Genomic DNA, 20,103 nt, shown 5'->3' with positions numbered 1-20,103 from the left:
AACAAAAGCATGACCTCCATCGTTACCAGATTTCTGGCCATCAGCGCAGTGACCCTTGCAGCAAGCAGCCTCCTGGCAACTGCTGCGCAGGCCCAACAGGTCTACCGCATCGTGGGCCCTGACGGCAAGATCACCTTCTCCGATCAGCCACCATCGCCCGCCAGCAATGCAAAAGTGACATCCGGCACTGGCAGCGCGGGCGGCGGCGCAGCCAACAACAGCGCCCTGCCTTTTGAGCTGCGGCAGATCGCATCAAAATACCCCGTCACGCTGTACACCGGAGAAAACTGTGGCCCTTGCGTGTCAGCCCGCTCGATGCTGATAACCCGCGGCGTGCCTTTCACCGAAAAAACCGTCATCACCAACGACGACACCCAGGCCCTGCAGCGCATCAGCGGGGACAACTCCCTGCCTTTTGCAACCATTGGCGGCCAGCAGCTCAAGGGTTTTTCGGATTCCGAGTGGACGCAGTTCCTGAATGCGGCTGGTTATCCTGCCGCATCCGTACTGCCCACCAACTATCGCCAGCCCCCTGCAACACCTCTGGTGGCAGTTGCAACAGCGCCTTCTGCTGCGCCCAATGCGGTAACAGCCCCAGCCCGCCCTGCAACGCCGGCGGCACAAGCCGCGCCGGCGCCCAGTAACCCCGCGGGAATCCGGTTCTGATTTGCGCCTTGCCGGAAAGCCCCGTTAAAACACCATTGTTTTAACGCCGCCCGGTGCGCCCAGCAGGCAGACATTGGCCTTCTGGAAAGCAAACACCCCGACAGTCACCACGCCCGGCCACTGGTTCACCTGGGTTTCAAAACCCAGTGGATCGGTGATCTTCAGGCCCGTCACATCCAGAATGTGCTGGCCGTTATCGGTGACAAGCGGCACCCCCTCCTTGAGGCGTAAGGCCGCCACACCGCCCAGGGCTGCAAACTGGCGCGTGATGCGCTGCGCCGCCATGGGAATCACTTCAACAGGCAAGGGAAAGTTGCCCAGCGTTTGCACCAGCTTGGACTCGTCGGCTATGCAGACAAATTTGCGCGACTGGGCTGCCACGATTTTTTCGCGCGTCAGCGCCGCGCCGCCGCCCTTGATCATGTAACCCGCGTGGTCGATCTCGTCGGCGCCGTCGATATACACCGCCAGCTCGTCCACCTCCGCCGCGTCAAACACCTTGATTCCCAGCGCCTGCAGGCGTTCGGTGGACGCCACCGAGCTGGACACGGCACCGGCAATGCGGTCCTTCATGCTGGCCAGCGCATCGATGAATTTGTTGACGGTGGAGCCGGTGCCCACGCCCACAATGCTGCCGGGCTCCACGTAATGCAGGGCGGCCTGGCCAACCAGGGTCTTGAGTTCGTCTTGAGTCATGTTGCGCTTGAGGGTATGAAGTGGATGAAATGGGTTTTGCGACAATAGCGGGTTATCGCATCGAACAAACTCAATTATCCAATGCCCCTGCTCCCCTACAGCCTGGCCCGTCCTTTTTTGTTTGGGCTGGACGCCGAAACCGCCCATGAACTGACCATGGCTTCCCTGGCGCGTACCCAGGGCACGCCGTTGTCGCTGGCCTACTGCGGCGGCCGTGTCGATGACCCGGTCGAACTGGCCGGCCTGAAGTTCCCCAACCGCGTGGGCCTGGCCGCCGGGCTGGACAAAAATGCCCGCTGTATCGACGGGCTGGCCGCCATGGGATTTGGTTTTATTGAAGTCGGCACGGTTACCCCCCTGGCACAGCCAGGCAACCCCAAACCGCGCATGTTTCGCCTGCCTGAAGCCAATGCGCTGATCAACCGCCTGGGCTTTAACAATGAGGGGCTCCAGACCTTCCTGGCCAATGTGAAACGATCCGGCATACGCAAACAAAACTCTGCAAATCCGCTGGTCCTTGGCCTGAACATCGGCAAGAACGCCGCCACACCTATCGAAAATGCGGTCGACGATTACCTGGCATGCCTGGACGGCGTCTACCAGCATGCGGACTATGTCACCGTCAACATCTCCAGCCCCAACACCCAGAATCTGCGCACGCTGCAAAGCGACGAGGCGCTGGACGGGCTGCTGGGCAGCATTGCCAAACGCCGCCAAACCCTGGCAAAACAGCACGGCAAGCAGGTTCCTGTTTTTGTGAAGATCGCGCCCGACCTGAACGAAGAACAGGTCAGCCTCATCGCCGCATCCCTGAAGCGCCACGCCATGGATGGTGTTGTCGCCACCAACACGACCTTGAACCGCGACGCCGTGAAAGGCCTGCGCCACGCCGGCGAGGTCGGCGGCCTGAGCGGCACGCCGGTGCTCGAAGCCAGCAACCGCGTCATCAGCCAGCTGCGTGCCGCCCTGGGCAAGGGCTTTCCCATCATTGGCGTGGGCGGCGTGATGAGCGGCGCGGATGCGGTCTCGAAAATCAGGGCCGGCGCCGACGTGGTGCAAATCTACACCGGGCTTATCTACAAGGGGCCAGCGCTGGTGACAGAAGCCGCGCTTGCGATCAAAAAGAGCCGCTAGCCCAAAAGGAATGGGCGTAGCCAGCTATTTAATCCATAGCACCACCCTTGCTGCCGGATAACTTCAGGGTTTGTCCGGAGACCGGATAGAGCCTGGCCCCTAGAGCGCCCATCGCGACTTCGGGAGCGGCGGCTTGCGGCTACCATGCAATCAGTTTTGCATTGGAGAACTGCATTTGCCCGCCATCCCGACTTTGCCCTACCCGCACCTGCTGGCCCCGTTGGACCTGGGTTTCACCACGCTGAAAAACCGCGTGCTCATGGGCAGCATGCACACCGGGCTGGAGGACGGCCGCAAACATTTCCCGGCCATGGCGGCCTATTTTGCCGAGCGCGCACGCGGCGGCGTGGGCCTGATGGTGACGGGCGGCTTTGCACCCAACATCGCCGGCTGGACCAAACCCTTTGCCGGCATGCTGGCCAGCTCGGGCGCGGCGCGCCGCCACAGGCAGGTCACCGATGCCGTGCATGCCGAGGGCGGCAAGATCGCGCTGCAGATCCTGCACACCGGCCGCTACGGCTACCACCCGCTGTGCGTGGCGCCATCGCGCATCCAGAGCCCGATCTCGCCCTTCACGCCGCGCGAGCTCAGCGTGGGCGGCATAGAACGGCAAATACGCGCCTTCATCCGCTGCGCGATGCTGGCGCGCGACGCTGGTTACGACGGCGTCGAGATCATGGGCAGCGAAGGTTATTTCATCAACCAGTTCCTCGTCACCCACACCAACCAGCGCACGGATGAATGGGGCGGCAGCTATGCCAACCGCATGCGGCTTGCAATAGAAATCGTGCGGCGCGCACGTGAAGCCGTGGGACCGGATTTCATATTGATTTACCGCCTGTCCATCATCGACCTGATCCCGGGCGGCAGCAGCTGGGAAGAAGTCGTGCTGCTGGCAAAAGCCGTCGAGGCAGCCGGCGCAACCCTCATCAACAGCGGCATAGGCTGGCACGAGGCCCGCGTGCCCACGATTGCCACTTCAGTACCGCGCGGTGCATTCACCTGGGTCACCCAAAAGCTGCGGACCGAGCTGCGCGCCGCCGGGGTGATGATTCCCGTCATCACCAGCAACCGGCTCAACATGCCCGAGGTCGCCGAACAGGTGCTGGCCGACGGCTGCGCCGACATGGTCAGCATGGCCAGGCCTTTCCTGGCCGACCCGGAGTTTGTCAACAAGGCTGCGCAGGGCCGCAGCAGCGACATCAACACCTGCATCGCCTGCAACCAGGCCTGCCTGGACCACGCCTTCAAGGCCAAACTTGCCAGTTGCCTGGTCAACCCGCGCGCCGGGCACGAAACCGAACTGATCATCAACTTCGCCCAGGCAAGGAAACGCGTGGCGGTGGTCGGCGCCGGCCCGGCCGGGCTGGCCGCTGCCACCACCATGGCCCAGCGCGGCCACGAGGTGACGCTGTACGACGCAGCGGCCCAGATCGGCGGCCAGTTCAACCTGGCCAAACGCGTGCCCGGCAAGGAAGAGTTCGAAGAAACCCTGCGTTATTTCGGCCAGCGCATCACACGAACCGGCATCAAATTGCAGTTGAACACCCGCATGTCGGCCGCCGACCTGATCGCACAGAAGTTCGACGAAGTCATACTCGCCACCGGCGTCACGCCGCGTAACCCGCGCATCCCCGGCCAGGAGCATCCCAGGGTGCTCAGCTACATAGACGTGCTGCTGGGCCGCCATCCCGTGGGCCAGCGCGTGGCACTGGTAGGCGCGGGCGGCATCGGTTTTGATGTGGCCGAGTTCCTCGTCACGCCGCCGGGCCACTCCACCGCGCTCGACCTGCCCGCCTGGCTGGCCGAATGGGGTGTGGCCGACCCCGGCGAAGTACGCGGCGGCGTGGTACGGCCTGTCAGCACACCGCCGGCACGCCAGGTCACATTGCTGCAGCGCAAGCCCGGCAAGCTGGGCGCAGGCTTGGGCAAAACCACAGGCTGGATTCATCGCGCCGCGTTGAAAATGAAAAACGTGGAAATGCTCTCAGGCGTGAACTACGAACGCATAGGCGAACAGGGCGCAGGCCTGGGGCTATTCATCACCTTTGGCGAAAAGCGCCGGGACAGCACCATGCTGGAAGTTGACAACATCGTGCTGTGCGCCGGGCAGGAGCCCCTGCGTGAACTGCTGGAGCCGCTGCGTGCAGCTGGCATCAAAACCCATTTGATTGGCGGCGCCGACGAGGCAAGCGAGCTGGACGCCAAACGCGCGATTGACCAGGGCACGCGGCTGGCGGCCAGCATTTGATGCAAAAATCTACATAAAAACAGCCACAGCCGGCTGAAAGCGTGCGCAGCCAGCTATCGATTTAATAGCATTTCACTGACGTAATCGCCAATCGCCAGCGAACTCGTCAAGCCCGGTGACTCGATACCAAACAGGTTCACCAGCCCAGGCACGCCGTGCTCAAGCGGCCCCTGGATCACAAAATCCATCGCCGGCTCATGCGGCGCCTGGAGCTTGGGGCGCATACCTGCATAACCCGCTTGCAGGGCACCATCTGCCAGTGCCGGCCAGTACTTGCGGACCTCGGCATAAAACGCATCGCCGCGTGCCGGGTCCACCAGCAGGTCGTCGGGCGAGTCCACCCATTGCACATCGGGGCCAAACTTGGCCTGGCCGCCCAGGTCGATCGTCAGATGCACGCCCAGGCCTGCCGCCTCGGGCACCGGGTATATCAGCCGGGCAAAGGGGGAGCGTCCGCTGAGCGTGAAGTAGTTGCCCTTGGCGTAATAGCTGGACGGTACGAACTGCGCGGCGAGCCCTTTAAAGCGCTGCGCCAGCGCCGGTGCCGACAACCCGGCGGCGTTGACGACGGTTTTGGCCTGCAGCTGCGTGCCGTCGGATGCTATCAATTTAATAGCTGATTGCGCGCATTCCGCGCCGGCCAGGGGCGAATTAAGCACTACAACACCGCCTGCGTTCTCGAGGTCGCCCTGCAGCGCCAGCATCAGTGCGTGGCTGTCCACAATGCCGGTGCTGGGCGAATGGACGGCCGCAACGCATTCAAGTTGCGGCTCCAGCGCCCTCGCCTGTTCACGCGTCAGCAGCACCAGGTCAAACACGCCGTTGGCCGCGGCCTTGTCAATGATGCCTTGCAGTTGCGCGACTTGCGCATCGCTGGTGGCCACAATCAGTTTGCCGCAGCGGCTATGGCCTATGCCGCGCGCTTCGCAGTAGTCATACAGCATCTGCCGCCCCTGCACGCATAACTTTGCTTTGAGCGAGCCCTGCGGGTAATAAATACCGGCATGGATGACTTCGCTGTTACGTGAACTGGTGCCCGTGCCTATGCCTGCAGCGGCCTCCAGCACCATCACCTCACGCCCTTGCAGCGCCAGGGCGCGTGCAACCGCCAGCCCCACCACACCCGCGCCCACGACTACACAATCAACCTGGTCCAACTGGCTGCTCCTGAAAAATATGAAAGATTTAAAGCTTGCGGGGGTCGGTGAGGAGCAGCAGCTCAACCAGTGACCGGAGATGCGCCTTGAGCGGCTCGAAACCTGCCGTCATCGCCAGCGTTTCTTCATTCATGTAGAGCTTGCGGTTGATCTCCAGCTGGATGCTGTGGCGGTGTTCCGCAGGTTTGCTGTAGCGGCGCACCAGTTCCACCCCCTTGTACGGATGGTTGTAGGCGACGCTGTAACCCAGCGCACCCAGGTGGCGGCAGACAAGCTGCGACAAGGCCTTGCCGGCCGTGGTGCCGTCACGGTCGCCGACCACAAAATCAGCATGCTTCTCGCCGGGGAATTCCGTGGCATGGCTTGTCGCAAGCGCCGGCATGGAATGGCAATTGACATGGATGCTGTAGCCGTGCCGGCTGCGGGCGGCATCAATCGCCTGCGCCACAGCGGCGTGGTAAGGGGTCCAGCAGTTGGCGATGCGCGCCTGCACTTCGGCCACCTTCAGCTTGCGCCTGTAAATAGGCACACCCTCATCGGTTGTGCGCCAGACCAGACCCTTGCCCAGGCGAACCTTGGACATGGTTTTGGGGTCGGTTTCCACCACGCCAGGCCACGGTCCGTCCAGCATCGAGACATCCATCTCGGTGGTGTTGCGGTTGGCGTCAAGGTAGCTGCGCGGGAAAAAAGCCTCAATCCAGTGCGCGCCCAATGCCGGGGCAAAGTCATAGAGTTTTTCGACGTGCGTGTCTTCGGCCCGGCGCAGCAGGCCCAGGTCGCAGGCATAAGCAAAATCATCAGGATAGGACGTCCCGCTGTGCGGCGAATCAAGCACCAGTGCGCTGCTTCCTGTCACATAACGAAAAAGTGGAGTCATGTCCTGAATTGTGCCCGCATCGGCTGCGGGGGAACCAGGCTGTTTTGGCGACATGGTTTTTGCCCAGCCTTTGGCCTGCGCAGCTATAAGCCGTGTCCTACAAACACCTTTCAGCTGCACCTACATGACGCATGATCGCGCGCCAATAAAGTGCATTGACCTCCTGCACTTCAGGAGAGTTTTAATGTCTGACTTTCACCACGATTTACAAAGGACGTACAGTGAAAAACCAAACCCCGAACCGCCAGATCAAGCTGAAGCGCGTACTTTCAGGCCTTGCATTTGCGGGGGCCTCCCTGGCTCTGGCAACAGCTGCCCAGGCCCAGACCACATCCAGCACGGGCAGCGGCTCATCCATGTCCATGTATTCGCCCGGCTCTGCCTATATTGGCCTGAATGCGGGCCGGTCCAACTACAGTGCACCGGGTGGCACCGGCATCTTCTCCAATGACAAGAACGGCAATGCCTACAGCTTGTATGGCGGCAGTTATTTCAGCCCGAATTTCGGCTGGGAACTCGGCTACAACGATTTCGGGAGCATCAATCGCGGCGGCGGCACCACCAAGGCCAACGCCTTTAGCCTGAGCCTTGTGGGCAAGGCGCCTTTGAGCTCATCATTCAACCTGCTTGGCCGCATTGGCGGAAGCTACGCTCACACCGACGTGTCCTCTGCAGCGGGCTCCGGCATCACCCCCGGTACTGACAACAAGTTTGACCTGTCCTATGGCGTGGGCGCGGAATTCGCATTCAACCCGCAGCTCTCCGCCGTGCTGCAATACGACTCGTACAACCTGCGCTACGCTGGCGGCAACCGCGACAGGATCAACACCACCACCCTCGGCCTGCGCTACCGCTTCTGACCCAGGCCCCCGGGTACCAAACCTGCACGCCCCCTCAGGGCCTGCGGGCTTTTTTACGCTCCGTTGCAGTTTTTTGCTACAAAATCAATAGCTCGTTGCGCACATTTTTCCGGGGCCAGGGCCTGATTCTCCTTGTAAATCAGCCTTGACGGGCGCTGCCAGCATCTCCTGCAGCAACCAGGTGCCAGCACGGCCGAGGGGGCGCTGGCGCGACCAGACGGCATCCACCGGCACCCGTCTCGGCCAGCCGCGTGCATCAAGCTCATGCAGCTTCCCCAAGGCAAAACGCGTGACCATCCAGCGCGGAATGGCGGCCCAGCCAAAACCCAGCACGGCCATTTCCAGCAGCATGAGGTAGCTAGGGGCAGACCAGGCACGGCGTGCAGCGGGCACAGCCTGGTCGGGCTGCTCCAGGTAGGTGGCCAGCCGCAGTTCACGGAAATTGGCCAGCACATCGGGCGTGATGTCTTTCATGTGCGCCAGGGCGTGTTTGGCGGCCACAAACAGCGTGATCTCAGACTGCTCCGCAATCGTGGCGGCGCCTATATCCGGCGGGTAACAGTCTTGCGCCCCCACCACGCCGATCTGGGCACGCCCGGTCTGCACCAGCGACACCAGGTCGCCGTGCTCGGCAATCAGGCATTCAAACTCCAGGTCCGGAAAACGCTGCTCAAAAGTACCCAGTATGTCTTCGAAGCGGTCTGACTGGTAGGTATCCGACCAGACCACGCTGAGTTTGGGCTCCAGGCCACCGCCCAGCTGGCTGGCTGCACGGTCCAGCCGGTCACTTGCAGCCAGGATGTCCTGCACCTTGCCCAGCAGCACCCGTCCAGGCTCGGTCAGGGTGGGCTTGCGGCTGCTGCGATCAAACAGCGTGAGTCCCAGGTCAATTTCCAGGTTGGCAATGGCGCTGCTCACCGTGGACTGGCTCTTTCCCAGCTTGCGGGCCGCGGCCGAAAACGAACCAAGTGTCGCGGCCTCGGCAAAGGCCGTCAGGGCTTCAGGTGAATGACGCATGACTGCCGACCTATCTATTTTTTAGATGATTATTGATTTTAATCCATCCCAAATAACGATGAAAATACAGGCATACCCCATCCAAATGCATGGGAAAAGTCATTCGAAAGTGCATCATGAGTCTCCAGAAATCAGTCAAGGAACGTTTTTTCCACGCCCTCGGGTTTGAAGTCCTGGCCATCGCCATCTGCGCGCCTTTGGGCGCCTGGCTGCTCGGTTATTCGCTGGCGCACATGGGTTTGCTGACCCTGATGGTGTCGCTGATCGCCATGACCTGGAACATGGCCTTCAACGCCCTGTTTGACGGCGCCCAGCGCCGCATGGGCTTTACGCGCACCATGTGGGCCCGCGTGGTGCATTCGGTGCTGTTTGAAATCGGCCTGATCCTGGCCGTTGTACCGCTGGCCGCCTGGTGGCTGGATATCGGCCTGTGGGAGGCCTTTGTGCTGGACATCGGTATCGTGCTGTTTTTCCTGCCCTATACCTTTGCTTTCAACTGGGGCTACGACCATGTGCGTGCCATCGTGATCGCACGCAGGAATCGCCCTGCCGCAGCCTGCGAGGTTTAAGCCAGGCAAACGAAAAAGGGGCATGGTGCCGGCACCATGGCCCCTTTTTTCCCCATCTGCAGCCCGGACCAGCCTTATTTCATCTGGACAGAACCGCTCACATTGACAAACACAGTGCTTTTCCCGGCTTCAACAGGTATTGCCGAATCGGACATTTCGGCCTTGGCCTGCATGGCCATCATGCGCGGACGCGGGGCGGGTCCCTGGTCATTGGCATTGATGGAAACCTCGCGCAGGCTGTAGCCGCCAAAACCAAAACCCCTGGCAATCTCCTGGGCCTTGGCCTTGAAACGCTCGATGGCCAGGGTTTGCGCCTCACCCTCCACCCTGGCGCGCTGTTCGCGGCTCAGGTCAAAACTCACATTGCCCATGGTCAAGGTCTGGATCTTGCCGGCGGTGCTGGTGATGCGGGCAAAGTCCCTGCCCTCCAGCACCAGCCCGGTGGAACCCTGCCAGCCGTTGATCTTGCCGTCCTTGCCGTAACGCGGGTAAAGGCTGAAATTGCCGGTGCGAACATCAAGCTGGCCGGGCACTGCCGCCTGCTTGGCCTGGGCCAGCGCGGTATCCAGCGCCTGCTTGAGCTGGGTTTGCACAAGGTTGGCGTCGGCGCCATCGCGCGTGGTGTTCATGGAGATGGACAAGAGGTCCTGCTGCACCTCCACCGATCCGCTCGCGGAGAGCTGGGCCACGTTTTGCATGGGCATATGCGGCATGGTCTGGGCAAACAGCCCCGCGGAGCCTGCCAGCAGGACACAAGAGGCGATCAGTTTTGGAGCGAATATCAAGGTTTTTTCTTTCAGGTTGGGGTAAAGGGATGCCTGGAACCAAAGAAGCGTTCAAGCTCCCCCACAAGAGTCCGGGTCAGGCATAAAACCCAGCATTGTGCTTCAGGCAGGAGCGCCTGCATGCAACTGGCGAATTCAGCCTACACAACAAGCACTTCTTCAGGAAATACGCACTGGTTTTTGCCGCAACTTTTGTAACAGTGTGTCAAAGTGACTGAAAAAAGCCACAAACGGCGTTTTCAGCCCGCAAAATGGCTCTGTTACAAATTACCAGCTCACCATGAATCAAGCCACAACAACTGCCCGTGCCGACAAAATCCTCATCCTTGACGATGATGCCCGCATCCGCGACCTGCTGCGCCGCTACCTCGCCCAGGAAGGTTTTGAGGTGATCCTGGCGGAAGACAGCAAGGCCCTGAACCGCATCATGCTGCGCGATGCCGTGGACCTGATCGTGCTTGACCTCATGATGCCGGGCGAAGACGGCCTGTCGATTTGCCGCCGCCTGCGCGCCGCCAACGACCGCACGCCCATCATCATGCTGACCGCCAAGGGCGAAGATGTTGACCGCATCGTGGGCCTGGAAGTCGGCGCCGACGACTACCTGTCCAAGCCCTTCAACCCGCGCGAGCTGCTGGCCCGCATCCACGCCGTGCTGCGCCGCCGCCCCACTGCGGAAGTGCCGGGCGCACCGTCGATTGACCAGGAAATCATCACCTTCGGCCCGTTCTCCTTCGACATGGGTTTGCGCACGCTGCATAAAAACGGCGAGGAACTGCCCCTGACCACCGGCGAATTTGCCATGCTCAAGACGCTGGTGCGGCATCCGCGCCAGCCGTTGTCGCGCGAAAAGCTGGCTCAACTTGCACGCGGCCGCGAATTCGAGCCCTTTGACCGCAGCCTTGACGTGCAGGTCTCGCGCCTGCGCAAGTTGATCGAAGTGGATGCCGCCGTGCCGCGCTACATACAAACGGTCTGGGGCGTGGGTTATGTTTTTGTACCGGACGGCACCAACTAGGCGACGGCATTCCCCACATCACCCTGAGCCCGGCATGGCCGGGCTTTGCTGCACCGGGCAGCAACGCATAAACTCCCGAGCCTGGAACCCCACGCCTCGTCACCACCTCCCATGGATATCACCAGCCCTGCTCCCCTGGAAACGGCACCTGCCCCGCTGGAAATGCGGCCGCACAGGGGCGTCAGCCTGTTCTGGCGCACCTTCTTCTTCCTGGCACTGCTGCTGTTCGGCTCCATCGTGGCCTGGCTGCAGACCTTTCGCGCGCTGGAGTCCGAGCCGCGGGCAATCCAGAGCGCGCAGCAGCTGGCCTCGCTGGTCAATTTAAGCCGTGCCGCCCTGCGCTACTCCGACGCCATTGCACGCGTGTCGCTGATCAAGACCCTCGCCGAGGAAGAACGGGTACGCATCACCATGCATGAGCCCAAGGACAGGTTCGACACCTTTGACAGCGATGACCTGGGCGAGCGCATCACGGAAGAACTCAAGGCACGCCTTGGCACCGACACCGTCGTTGCAAGCAGTGTCAACGGCGAAAAAGGCCTCTGGGTCGGTTTCAACATCGACAAGGACGCCTTCTGGCTGCAGACCGACCTGTCGCGCATAGGTCCATCCAGGGGCAGCACCTGGGTCATCTGGCTGATCACCGCCGCTGCGCTGTCGCTTGCGGGTGCAGCCTTTATTGCCCGGCTGATCAATCGCCCCCTGAAACAGCTCTCTTTTGCCGCCAGCCGCATGCGCGATGGCGATTTTGATGCCAGCCTGCTGGACGAAAAAGCCGCCACCAGCGAAATCCGGGAGGTCAACATCGGCTTTAACCGCATGGCCGAGCAGCTGTCAAAAATCGAGCAGGACCGCGTCATCATGCTGGCCGGCATTTCGCACGACCTGCGCACACCGCTGGCGCGCCTGAGGCTGGAGACCGAGATGAGCGTGACCGACATGGACGCGCGCGCGCACATGGCGGCCGACATCTCCCAGCTCGATGCCATCATCGACAAGTTCCTTGACTATGCTCGGCCCGACCCGGCGCAACTGGCATCCGTATCACTCAACGCGGTGGTGGAGGCTGCGGTCTATGCCGTTGCCGACTACGACGACCTGCGCGTCACGGTCACCATGCCCGACAACCTGAATGTGCTCGCCGACGAGATCGAACTGCTGCGTGTCATCTCCAACCTGATTGAAAACGCCCGCCGCTACGGCAAAACCCCCGAAACCGGTATTGCGCTGGTGGACATTGCCGCCAAGACGCGCGACCAGTGGGTGCTGATCAAGGTGCGCGACCACGGCATGGGCGTGTCGGCCGAAACCTTGCCCAAACTCACGCGGCCGTTCTTCCGGGGTGACGCGGCACGCACCTCAGCCACAGGCGCCGGCCTCGGGCTGGCAATTGTCGAAAAAACCATACAGCGCATGGGCGGGATATTCGGCCTGGCCAACACGTCCTCAGGTGGCTTGGCGGCGCATATCAAATTGCGCAGGACCTGAAAATTTCACGCAAAAGCCCCGTTCCCGGCTCATTTCAGGCATCCAAAAAGGCTGAGGCCCAAGTCAATCAAGCGCAGAAAGCTATCAATTAGATAGCAAAAAGCAGTGCCACTGCACGTGCTTCCATGCTCAGGCCCTGCCCGACCGGGCCCAGTTTTTCGGCGGTCTTGGCCTTGACGTTGACACGGCCCACTTCAAGGCCCAGCGCCCCCGCAATCCGCTCGCGCATGGCGGGGATATGCGGCGCCAGCTTGGGGGCCTGCGCCACCACCGTGCTGTCAATATTGCCGATCCGGTAGCCGAGTGCCGTCAGCAAATGCGCCGTGTGGCGCAGCAGCACCATCGAATCGGCGCCCTTGAAGCGCACATCCGTATCCGGGAAATGCGAGCCAATATCGCCAAGGCCTGCGGCCCCCAGCAGCGCATCGATGATGGCGTGCAGCAGCACGTCGGCATCCGAATGCCCGAGCAGGCCGAGCGTGTGCGGGACATCCACCCCGCCAAGAATCAGCTTGCGGCCCGGCACCAGCGCGTGGGTGTCCCAGCCTTCGCCTATGCGGAAATCAGGTGTGCTCATGGTTCCATCCTTCCAGTGTTTGTCGGCTGCCCTGCCGGCTCGCCAGAATGGCCTCGGCCAGTGCGAAGTCTTCCGGGTAGGTCACCTTGAAATTCTGCGCGCTGCCCGGAACCAGGCGCGGCGCCAGGCCGCTGGCCTCCATCGCGCTGGACTCGTCGGTGACGGCATCCCCGGCAGACTCCAGCGCCTCAACCAGCGCGCCAACGCGAAACATCTGCGGTGTCTGCGCCAGCCACTTGTCGCTACGGTCAATCGTTGCAAGCACACGCCCTGAAGTGCCGCTTTTCAGCGTGTCCGGCAACTTTTGCGCCAGCAGGCCGCCCACCGCGTCATCCCGGCAGGCATCGACAAGGGCCATGATTTGCGCCGGCATGACCAGGCAACGCGCAGCATCGTGAACCAGCACCCAGTCCATCGGATCTGCCCCGCCTGAAAGCATGCTCTTCAGGCCATTAAGCACCGTCGCTGCACGTGTGGCGCCGCCAGCGCGCAAAAGTACTTCATTCGGTCGCCGGAAATCAGGACAGGCTTTGGCAAAAGCGTCATCATCGGGCGAGATCACCACCCACAGGCCCGCCAGTGTGTCGCCGAGGGCCCTAAAGGCCTCCAGCGTATGCCCGACCATCGCCTTGCCATGCAAGGCCTTGTACTGTTTCGGCCCATCGCTACCTGCACGGCTGCCGTTACCGGCACAGGGAACCAGGGCAAAAAACCGGGATGCCTCGCCTTTACCGCCTGAAGGCGAGGGAATTTCACTGTCTGTCGTCATAAGTTCATCATAGATTCTAAAATCGGCAACTGGCGTCGAATAGACAATAGACACAGTGCGTAAAGTGTGAAAGCACCCCATTCCTTGCGGTTTGGGGTGCTTGCCATTTCTCGTCGCTATCCGCGGATATCTGCCGATGCTTTTTACGCCTTTGCCTGCCACACCTTCTTTGCCTCCAGCCTGACTGACCGCCTAATGGATTTACCCAAACTCGTCACCGGAAAACGCCACACCCTGCCGCAACCCGTTGGCTCGGCTGACGCGCTGCTTATTGCGCACCTGGGTTTGCGTGAAAAGGCCGCCGGCAAACTGACGGCCATCATCACCTCGGATGCCGCCACGGCGCAGCGGCTGCTGGACGAGATCGCCTTCTTCGCACCCGGCCTGCGCTGCGCCTTGTTCCCCGACTGGGAGACCCTGCCCTACGACACCTTCTCGCCGCACCAGGACCTGATCAGCGAGCGGCTGGCCACGCTGTGGCGCATCTCCCAGCGCGACAAGGACACCGGCGCCGACGTGGTCATCGTGCCCGCAACCACTGCGCTTTACCGCCTGGCACCACCCAGCTTTCTGGCGGGCTACACCTTTGAATTCAAGGTCAAGCAAAAGCTCGACGAAGCGCGCCTGAAGGCCCAGCTCACGCTGGCCGGCTACAGCCATGTCACGCAGGTGGTGAGCCCCGGCGAATATGCCGTGCGCGGAGGATTGATCGACCTCTTTCCCATGGGCTCGCTGGTGCCCTTCCGGGTTGACCTGTTTGACAACGAGATCGACAGCATTCGCACCTTTGACCCCGACAGCCAGCGCAGCCTGTACCCGGTGCCTGAAGTACGCCTGCTGCCGGGCCGCGAGTTCCCCATGGATGATGATGCGCGTGCGCGCTTTCGCAGCCGCTGGCGCGAACTGCTCGACGGCGACCCGACCAAAAGCCGCATTTACAAGGACATGGGCAACGGCGTCGCGACGGCGGGCATCGAGTATTACCTGCCGCTGTTTTTTGAAGAAACCGCCACGGTGTTTGATTACCTGGGCAGCGATGCGACGGTTGTCCTGCATGGCGACCTGGAGCCAGCCTTCCAGCGCTTCTGGCAAGACACCAGGGACCGCTACCGCCTGGTGCGCGATGCGCCGGACCGCCCGGCCTTGCCGCCTGAGTCACTGTTCCTGGATGCCGAGCAGTTTTATGCACGCGCCAACGCTTACGCGCAGCTGGCCCTGCGGGCTTCGGTGCAGGACGTGGCAGACAACGCACAGTTCCAGAAGCTCGAGGAAATGGCCGTGGTGCGCGGCGCCGAAGACCCGCTGCTCAAACTCAAAAGCCACATCCGCAACACGCCGCATCGTGTGCTCATGCTGGCCGAAAGCGATGGCCGGCGCGAAAGCCTGCTGGATTTTTTGCGCGCCAGCGGCGTCAGCCCACCGGCCTTTGACTCGCTCGAGGACTTCCAGACCAGCGACGAAAAACTGGGCATTGCCACGGCTGCCGTAGATACAGGCTTTAGCTGGCTGGCTGGCGATATCGACTTCATCACCGAAACCGAGCTGTTTGCGGCCGGCACCACGGTCAGGCGCCGCAACAAAAAGCAGGAGCAGGTCAGCGACGTTGAAGCACTGATCAAGGATCTTTCGGAACTGAATGTCGGCGACCCTGTCGTGCACAGCGCCCACGGCATCGGCCGTTACAAGGGCCTGATCAACATGGACCTGGGCCAGGGGCCTAGCGAGTTCCTGCACCTGCAATACGCCGACGACGCGACACTCTATGTGCCGGTCAGCCAGTTGCACCAGATCAGCCGCTACACCGGCGTCAGCGCAGACGAGGCGCCCCTGCACCGCCTGGGCAGCGGCCAGTGGGAAAAAGCCAAACGCAAGGCTGCCGAGCAAGTGCGCGACTCGGCCGCCGAGCTGCTCAACATCTACGCACGGCGTGCGGCACGCGAAGGCCATGCCTTCCGCTATTCCCCGGGCGACTACGAAACCTTTGCCAACGATTTCGGCTTTGACGAAACCGCCGACCAGCGCGCCGCCATCCACGCCGTGATCCAGGACATGATCAGCCCGCGCCCGATGGACAGACTGGTCTGCGGCGATGTGGGCTTTGGCAAGACAGAGGTCGCCCTGCGCGCGGCCTTTATCGCGATTACCGGCGGCAAGCAGGTGGCCCTGCTCGCACCAACCACACTGCTGGCCGAGCAGCACTACCAGACGCTGGTGGACCGTTTTGCCAAGTGGCCGGTCAAGGTAGCCGAGATGAGCCGCTTCCGTTCCGGCAAGGAGATCACCGCCGCCATCAAGGGCATAGGCGACGGCACCATAGACATCGTGGTCGGCACACACAAGCTGCTGAGCCAGGACGTGAAGTTCGAACGCCTGGGTTTGCTCATCATTGACGAAGAGCACCGCTTTGGCGTGCGCCACAAGGAGGCCATGAAGGCCATGCGTGCCGAGGTCGACGTGCTCACGCTCACGGCCACGCCGATTCCGCGCACCCTGGGCATGGCACTGGAAGGCCTGCGCGACCTCAGCGTGATCGCCACCGCACCGCAGCGCCGTCTGGCCATCAAGACCTTTGTACGAAGCGAAAGCAATGGCGTGATCCGCGAGGCCGTGCTGCGTGAGCTGAAACGTGGCGGCCAGGTTTACTTCCTGCACAACGAAGTCGAGACCATACAGAACCGGCGCGAAAAGCTCGAGGAACTGCTGCCCGAGGCACGCATCGCCGTGGCGCACGGCCAGATGCCCGAGCGCGAACTGGAGCGGGTGATGAAGGATTTCATCGCCCAGCGCTACAACCTGCTGCTGTGCTCCACCATCATCGAGACCGGCATCGATGTGCCCAGCGCCAACACCATAGTCATGAGCCGCGCCGACAAGTTCGGTCTGGCGCAGTTGCACCAGTTGCGCGGCCGCGTCGGCCGCAGCCACCACCAGGCCTATGCCTACCTGATGGTGCCCGACATCGAGGGCCTGACCAAGCAGGCCAGCCAGCGGCTCGAAGCCATCCAGCAGATGGAGGAACTAGGCTCGGGCTTTTACCTCGCCATGCATGACCTGGAAATCCGCGGCACCGGCGAGGTGCTGGGCGAGAACCAGTCCGGCAACATGATGGAGATCGGTTTCCAGCTCTACAACGAAATGCTCAGCGAGGCCGTGGCTGCATTAAAGGCCGGGCGCGAGCCGGACCTGCTGTCACCGCTCAACGTCACCACCGAGATCAACCTGCACGCGCCCGCCCTGCTGCCCAACGACTACTGCGGCGACGTGCACCTGCGCCTGAGTTTTTACAAAAAACTGGCAACAGCAAAAAACACCGACCAGATCGATTCCCTGCTTGAGGAAATTGTGGACCGCTTCGGCAAACTGCCGGCGCAGGCGCAAACGCTGATAGACGTGCACCGCCTGCGCGTGATCGCCAAGCCCTATGGCGTGGTCAAGGTGGATGCCGCCCCCGGCGTCATCAACATCACCTTCAAAAAAGACCCGCCCATAGACTCGATGGCCATCATGCATTTGATCCAGAAAAACCGGCACATCAAACTCGCAGGCAACGACAAGCTGCGCATAGAACGCGAACTTCCTGAAGCCAGGGACCGTGCGCAGATGGTGCGCGATGTATTGCGCTCACTCGGACAACCCAAACCACAAACCGCCACAGCCACCGCATGACACCAACAGAAATCTCCCCCGGCCTCGTCGTCAACACCGCCCTGCCTGCACTCAAGCTCGGCAACTTCAAGCTGATTGCCTTTGACATGGACTCCACCCTCATCAACATCGAATGTGTGGACGAGATTGCCGACGCAGCGGGCCGCAAGGCGGAAGTTGCAGCCATCACCGAAGCCACCATGCGCGGCGAGATCGCCGACTTCAAGGAAAGCCTGCGTCGCCGCGTGGCCCTGCTCAAGGGCGTCACCGTGGCCAGCATGGATGATGTTTACCACCAGCGCCTCAAGCTCAACCCGGGCGCCGCAGAACTGGTGCACGCCTGCAAGGAAGCCGGCATGAAGGTACTGCTGGTCAGTGGCGGTTTTACCTTTTTCGCCGACCGTGTCCGCGACGAGTTGGGCATCGACTACATCCGCGCCAACGTGCTGGACATCGACGGCGGCCAGCTCACCGGCAAGCTGGTGGACCAGCCTTGGGGCGACATCTGCGATGGCGAAGAAAAACGCAAGACCTTGCTGGAAACCTGCAGCAAGCTGGGCATCAGCCCGCAACAGGCAATTGCCGTGGGTGACGGTGCCAACGACCTGCCCATGATGGGTGTCGCAGGTTTGTCCGTCGCCTACCATGCCAAGCCCAAGGTACGCGAACAGGCCATGGTTGCCATCAACACCGGCGGCCTGGACCGGCTGCTGGAACTCATGGCCTGACCAGATGCCTGTTTTTAAACCTTTCGAAAGGCTGCTGCACGCCTACCCCGAAGCCGAACCAACGCCCACGCCCAAGGGTTTTGTCGCCTTTCTCTGGGCCTGCAGCGCGGGCGCGCGCGGCTACATCCTGGCGCTGGCCCTGCTGTCTGCCGCCATGTCCGCGTTTGAGGCCCTGATGTTTGCCATGCTGGGCCGCATCGTCGACTGGCTGGGAACAACAAAACCCGGGCAATTGTGGGTTGAACAGGGCAGCACGCTCAAGGTGCTGGCCGGCATCATTCTGGCCAGCATTGTGGTCGTTGCATTGCAGACCATCGTCAAGCACCAGACGCTGGCCATCAACTTCCCGATGCGCCTGCGCTGGAATTTTCACCGGCTGATGCTGGGCCAGAGCATGGCTTTTTACCAGGACGAATTTGCCGGCCGCCTGACCACCAAGGTGATGCAAACGGCGCTGGCCGTACGCGATACCCTGTTTGTGCTTGCCGATGTACTCGTGGCAATGACGGTATACATCGTCACCATGACGGTTTTGGCCGGTGCTTTCGACCTCAAGCTGATCCTGCCTTTCCTGGTCTGGCTGGCTTTGTATATCGCGTCGCTTTTTTACTTTGTGCCGCGCCTCGGGCACATAGGCAAGGAGCAGGCCGATGCACGCTCGATGATGACGGGGCGCATCACGGACGCCTATACCAACATCATGACGGTCAAGCTATTCTCGCATACCCATCGCGAAGCCGCGTTTGCGCGCTCGGCCATGCACGAGTTCATGCACACCGGCTACAGCCAGATGCGGCTGGTCAGCGCGTTCGAAACGGTAAACCACACCTTGAGCATGGGCCTGATCCTGGGCATGGCCGGCACCTCGCTGTGGCTCTGGAACCTCGGCGAAGTAGGTGCCGGCGCTGTTGCGGCGGCCACCGCCATGGCGCTGCGCCTGCAGGGCATGTCGCACTGGATCATGTGGGAAACCACCAGCCTGTTTGAAAGCGTGGGCACGGTGCAGGACGGCATCAACACATTGTCCAGGCCGCGCGCCATTGTCGACAAGCCCGATGCCACTACCCTGGTGGTTCCCCGCGGTGAAGTGCAGTTTGACAATGTGAGTTTCAGTTATGGCGCCGGTAAACCCGTCATTGACGGCTTGTCGCTCACCGTGCGGCCGGGTGAAAAAATCGGGCTGGTGGGCCGCTCCGGCGCCGGCAAGTCAACACTCGTCAACCTGCTGCTGCGCTTTCACGACCTGGACAGCGGGCACATACGCATTGACGGGCAGGACATCGCACATGTCACGCAGGACAGCCTGCGCAGCCATATAGGCATGGTCACACAGGATACATCCCTGCTGCACCGTTCGGTCCGCGACAACATCACCTACAGCCGCCCGGACGCCAGCGAGGCTGATTTACGAGTCGCGGCAGAACGTGCCGAGGCGCACCACTTTATCGACAACCTGAGCGACCTGCATGGCCGCAAGGGTTATGACGCCCATGTCGGGGAAAGAGGCGTCAAGCTCTCGGGCGGCCAGCGCCAGCGCATTGCCATTGCGCGTGTCATGCTCAAGGACGCGCCCATACTGCTGCTGGACGAAGCCACGAGCGCGCTCGACTCCGAAGTGGAAGCCGCCATCCAGAGCAGCCTCAACACGCTGATGCAGGGCAAAACGGTAATCGCCATCGCCCACCGCCTGTCGACCATCGCCGCCATGGACAGGCTGATCGTGTTGGACCAGGGCCGCATCGTGGAAGAAGGCGACCACCAGACCCTGCTCGCCAACGGCGGCCTGTATGCCAGGCTCTGGACGCACCAGAGCGGCGGCTTCCTGACCGAGCAGAAATAGCACGAACAGCAAGAATGAGGACGAAC

Annotated in this window: 17 protein-coding genes; 10 read left to right on the top strand and 7 right to left on the bottom strand. The window is 61.7% G+C overall.

Going from position 1 to position 20,103, the window contains the following annotated elements:
- The first annotated feature begins 9 nt into the window (after positions 1-9).
- Positions 10-666, top strand: a complete 657-nt coding sequence (locus ACFQND_RS04795) for a DUF4124 domain-containing protein (RefSeq protein ID WP_371437811.1) — start codon at positions 10-12, stop codon at positions 664-666.
- 24 nt (positions 667-690) lie between these two features.
- On the opposite strand, the gene rpiA is transcribed toward ACFQND_RS04795, so the two are convergent.
- Positions 691-1,362 carry a ribose-5-phosphate isomerase RpiA gene (gene rpiA, locus ACFQND_RS04790; protein WP_371437812.1) on the bottom strand — a complete coding sequence of 224 codons (672 nt, stop codon included), beginning with the start codon at positions 1,360-1,362 and terminating at the stop codon, positions 691-693.
- Between the two features lie 81 nt (positions 1,363-1,443).
- Here rpiA and ACFQND_RS04785 point away from each other — a divergent pair, with 81 nt between their 5' ends.
- Together ACFQND_RS04785 and ACFQND_RS04780 are read left to right on the top strand one after the other, a co-directional pair.
- Positions 1,444-2,496, top strand: a complete 1,053-nt coding sequence (locus ACFQND_RS04785) for a quinone-dependent dihydroorotate dehydrogenase (protein ID WP_371437813.1) — start codon at positions 1,444-1,446, stop codon at positions 2,494-2,496.
- Positions 2,497-2,671: 175 nt separating this feature from the next.
- The gene (locus ACFQND_RS04780; protein ID WP_371437814.1) at positions 2,672-4,747 is read left to right on the top strand and encodes an oxidoreductase; all 2,076 of its coding nucleotides are present in this window, start codon (positions 2,672-2,674) and stop codon (positions 4,745-4,747) included.
- 53 nt (positions 4,748-4,800) lie between these two features.
- Here ACFQND_RS04780 and ACFQND_RS04775 read toward each other — a convergent pair whose 3' ends face one another.
- A complete protein-coding gene (locus ACFQND_RS04775; RefSeq protein ID WP_371437815.1) occupies positions 4,801-5,904 on the bottom strand; it encodes an NAD(P)/FAD-dependent oxidoreductase in 1,104 nt (367 codons plus the stop codon).
- A gap of 28 nt (positions 5,905-5,932) precedes the next feature.
- Positions 5,933-6,781: an N-formylglutamate amidohydrolase gene (locus tag ACFQND_RS04770; RefSeq protein ID WP_371437816.1), complete on the bottom strand. Its 849-nt coding sequence runs from the start codon at positions 6,779-6,781 to the stop codon at positions 5,933-5,935.
- A 221-nt stretch (positions 6,782-7,002) separates the two neighbouring features.
- Between ACFQND_RS04770 and ACFQND_RS04765 the strand changes: the two genes are divergently transcribed.
- Positions 7,003-7,641 carry an outer membrane beta-barrel protein gene (locus tag ACFQND_RS04765; protein WP_371437817.1) on the top strand — a complete coding sequence of 213 codons (639 nt, stop codon included), beginning with the start codon at positions 7,003-7,005 and terminating at the stop codon, positions 7,639-7,641.
- Positions 7,642-7,725: 84 nt separating this feature from the next.
- On the opposite strand, the gene ACFQND_RS04760 is transcribed toward ACFQND_RS04765, so the two are convergent.
- Positions 7,726-8,658: a LysR family transcriptional regulator gene (locus ACFQND_RS04760; RefSeq protein ID WP_371437818.1), complete on the bottom strand. Its 933-nt coding sequence runs from the start codon at positions 8,656-8,658 to the stop codon at positions 7,726-7,728.
- Positions 8,659-8,771: 113 nt separating this feature from the next.
- Here ACFQND_RS04760 and ACFQND_RS04755 point away from each other — a divergent pair, with 113 nt between their 5' ends.
- Positions 8,772-9,227, top strand: a complete 456-nt coding sequence (locus tag ACFQND_RS04755) for a multidrug/biocide efflux PACE transporter (RefSeq protein WP_371437941.1) — start codon at positions 8,772-8,774, stop codon at positions 9,225-9,227.
- 74 nt (positions 9,228-9,301) lie between these two features.
- Here the strand turns inward: ACFQND_RS04755 and ACFQND_RS04750 are convergent, their stop codons facing one another.
- On the bottom strand, positions 9,302-10,009 hold the full coding sequence (locus ACFQND_RS04750) for an SIMPL domain-containing protein (protein ID WP_371437942.1): 708 nt from the start codon (positions 10,007-10,009) through the stop codon (positions 9,302-9,304).
- A gap of 283 nt (positions 10,010-10,292) precedes the next feature.
- On the opposite strand from ACFQND_RS04750, the gene ompR reads away from it, so the two are divergent.
- Both ompR and ACFQND_RS04740 read left to right on the top strand, forming a co-directional pair.
- Positions 10,293-11,030 carry an osmolarity response regulator transcription factor OmpR gene (gene ompR / locus ACFQND_RS04745; protein ID WP_371437819.1) on the top strand — a complete coding sequence of 246 codons (738 nt, stop codon included), beginning with the start codon at positions 10,293-10,295 and terminating at the stop codon, positions 11,028-11,030.
- A 111-nt stretch (positions 11,031-11,141) separates the two neighbouring features.
- Positions 11,142-12,518 carry a sensor histidine kinase gene (locus ACFQND_RS04740; RefSeq protein WP_371437820.1) on the top strand — a complete coding sequence of 459 codons (1,377 nt, stop codon included), beginning with the start codon at positions 11,142-11,144 and terminating at the stop codon, positions 12,516-12,518.
- Positions 12,519-12,606: 88 nt separating this feature from the next.
- Here ACFQND_RS04740 and ispF read toward each other — a convergent pair whose 3' ends face one another.
- Entirely contained in the window at positions 12,607-13,095 is a 489-nt protein-coding gene (ispF, locus tag ACFQND_RS04735; protein ID WP_371437821.1) for a 2-C-methyl-D-erythritol 2,4-cyclodiphosphate synthase, read from the bottom strand.
- Positions 13,082-13,864, bottom strand: a complete 783-nt coding sequence (gene ispD, locus ACFQND_RS04730; RefSeq protein WP_371437822.1) for a 2-C-methyl-D-erythritol 4-phosphate cytidylyltransferase — start codon at positions 13,862-13,864, stop codon at positions 13,082-13,084. The genes ispF and ispD overlap by 14 nt, the downstream gene beginning before the upstream one ends.
- A 195-nt stretch (positions 13,865-14,059) precedes the next feature.
- Between ispD and mfd the strand changes: the two genes are divergently transcribed.
- From mfd to ACFQND_RS04715, 3 genes are read left to right on the top strand one after another with little or no spacing between them, the layout of a single operon-like run.
- Positions 14,060-17,530 carry a transcription-repair coupling factor gene (mfd, locus tag ACFQND_RS04725; RefSeq protein WP_371437823.1) on the top strand — a complete coding sequence of 1,157 codons (3,471 nt, stop codon included), beginning with the start codon at positions 14,060-14,062 and terminating at the stop codon, positions 17,528-17,530.
- Positions 17,527-18,237, top strand: coding sequence for a phosphoserine phosphatase SerB (serB, locus tag ACFQND_RS04720; protein ID WP_371437824.1), 711 nt, complete (start codon positions 17,527-17,529; stop codon positions 18,235-18,237). Before mfd ends, serB begins: the two co-directional genes overlap by 4 nt.
- A 4-nt stretch (positions 18,238-18,241) precedes the next feature.
- On the top strand, positions 18,242-20,077 hold the full coding sequence (locus ACFQND_RS04715; protein WP_371437825.1) for an ABC transporter ATP-binding protein: 1,836 nt from the start codon (positions 18,242-18,244) through the stop codon (positions 20,075-20,077).
- Positions 20,078-20,103: the final 26 nt, after the last annotated feature.

It is taken from the genome of Polaromonas aquatica, from assembly GCF_042659145.1.
Taxonomy (GTDB): Bacteria; Pseudomonadota; Gammaproteobacteria; order Burkholderiales; family Burkholderiaceae_C; genus Polaromonas; species Polaromonas aquatica.
The sequence above is the reverse complement of the archived record's forward strand: the minus strand, read 5'-3'. Positions and strand labels throughout refer to the sequence as shown.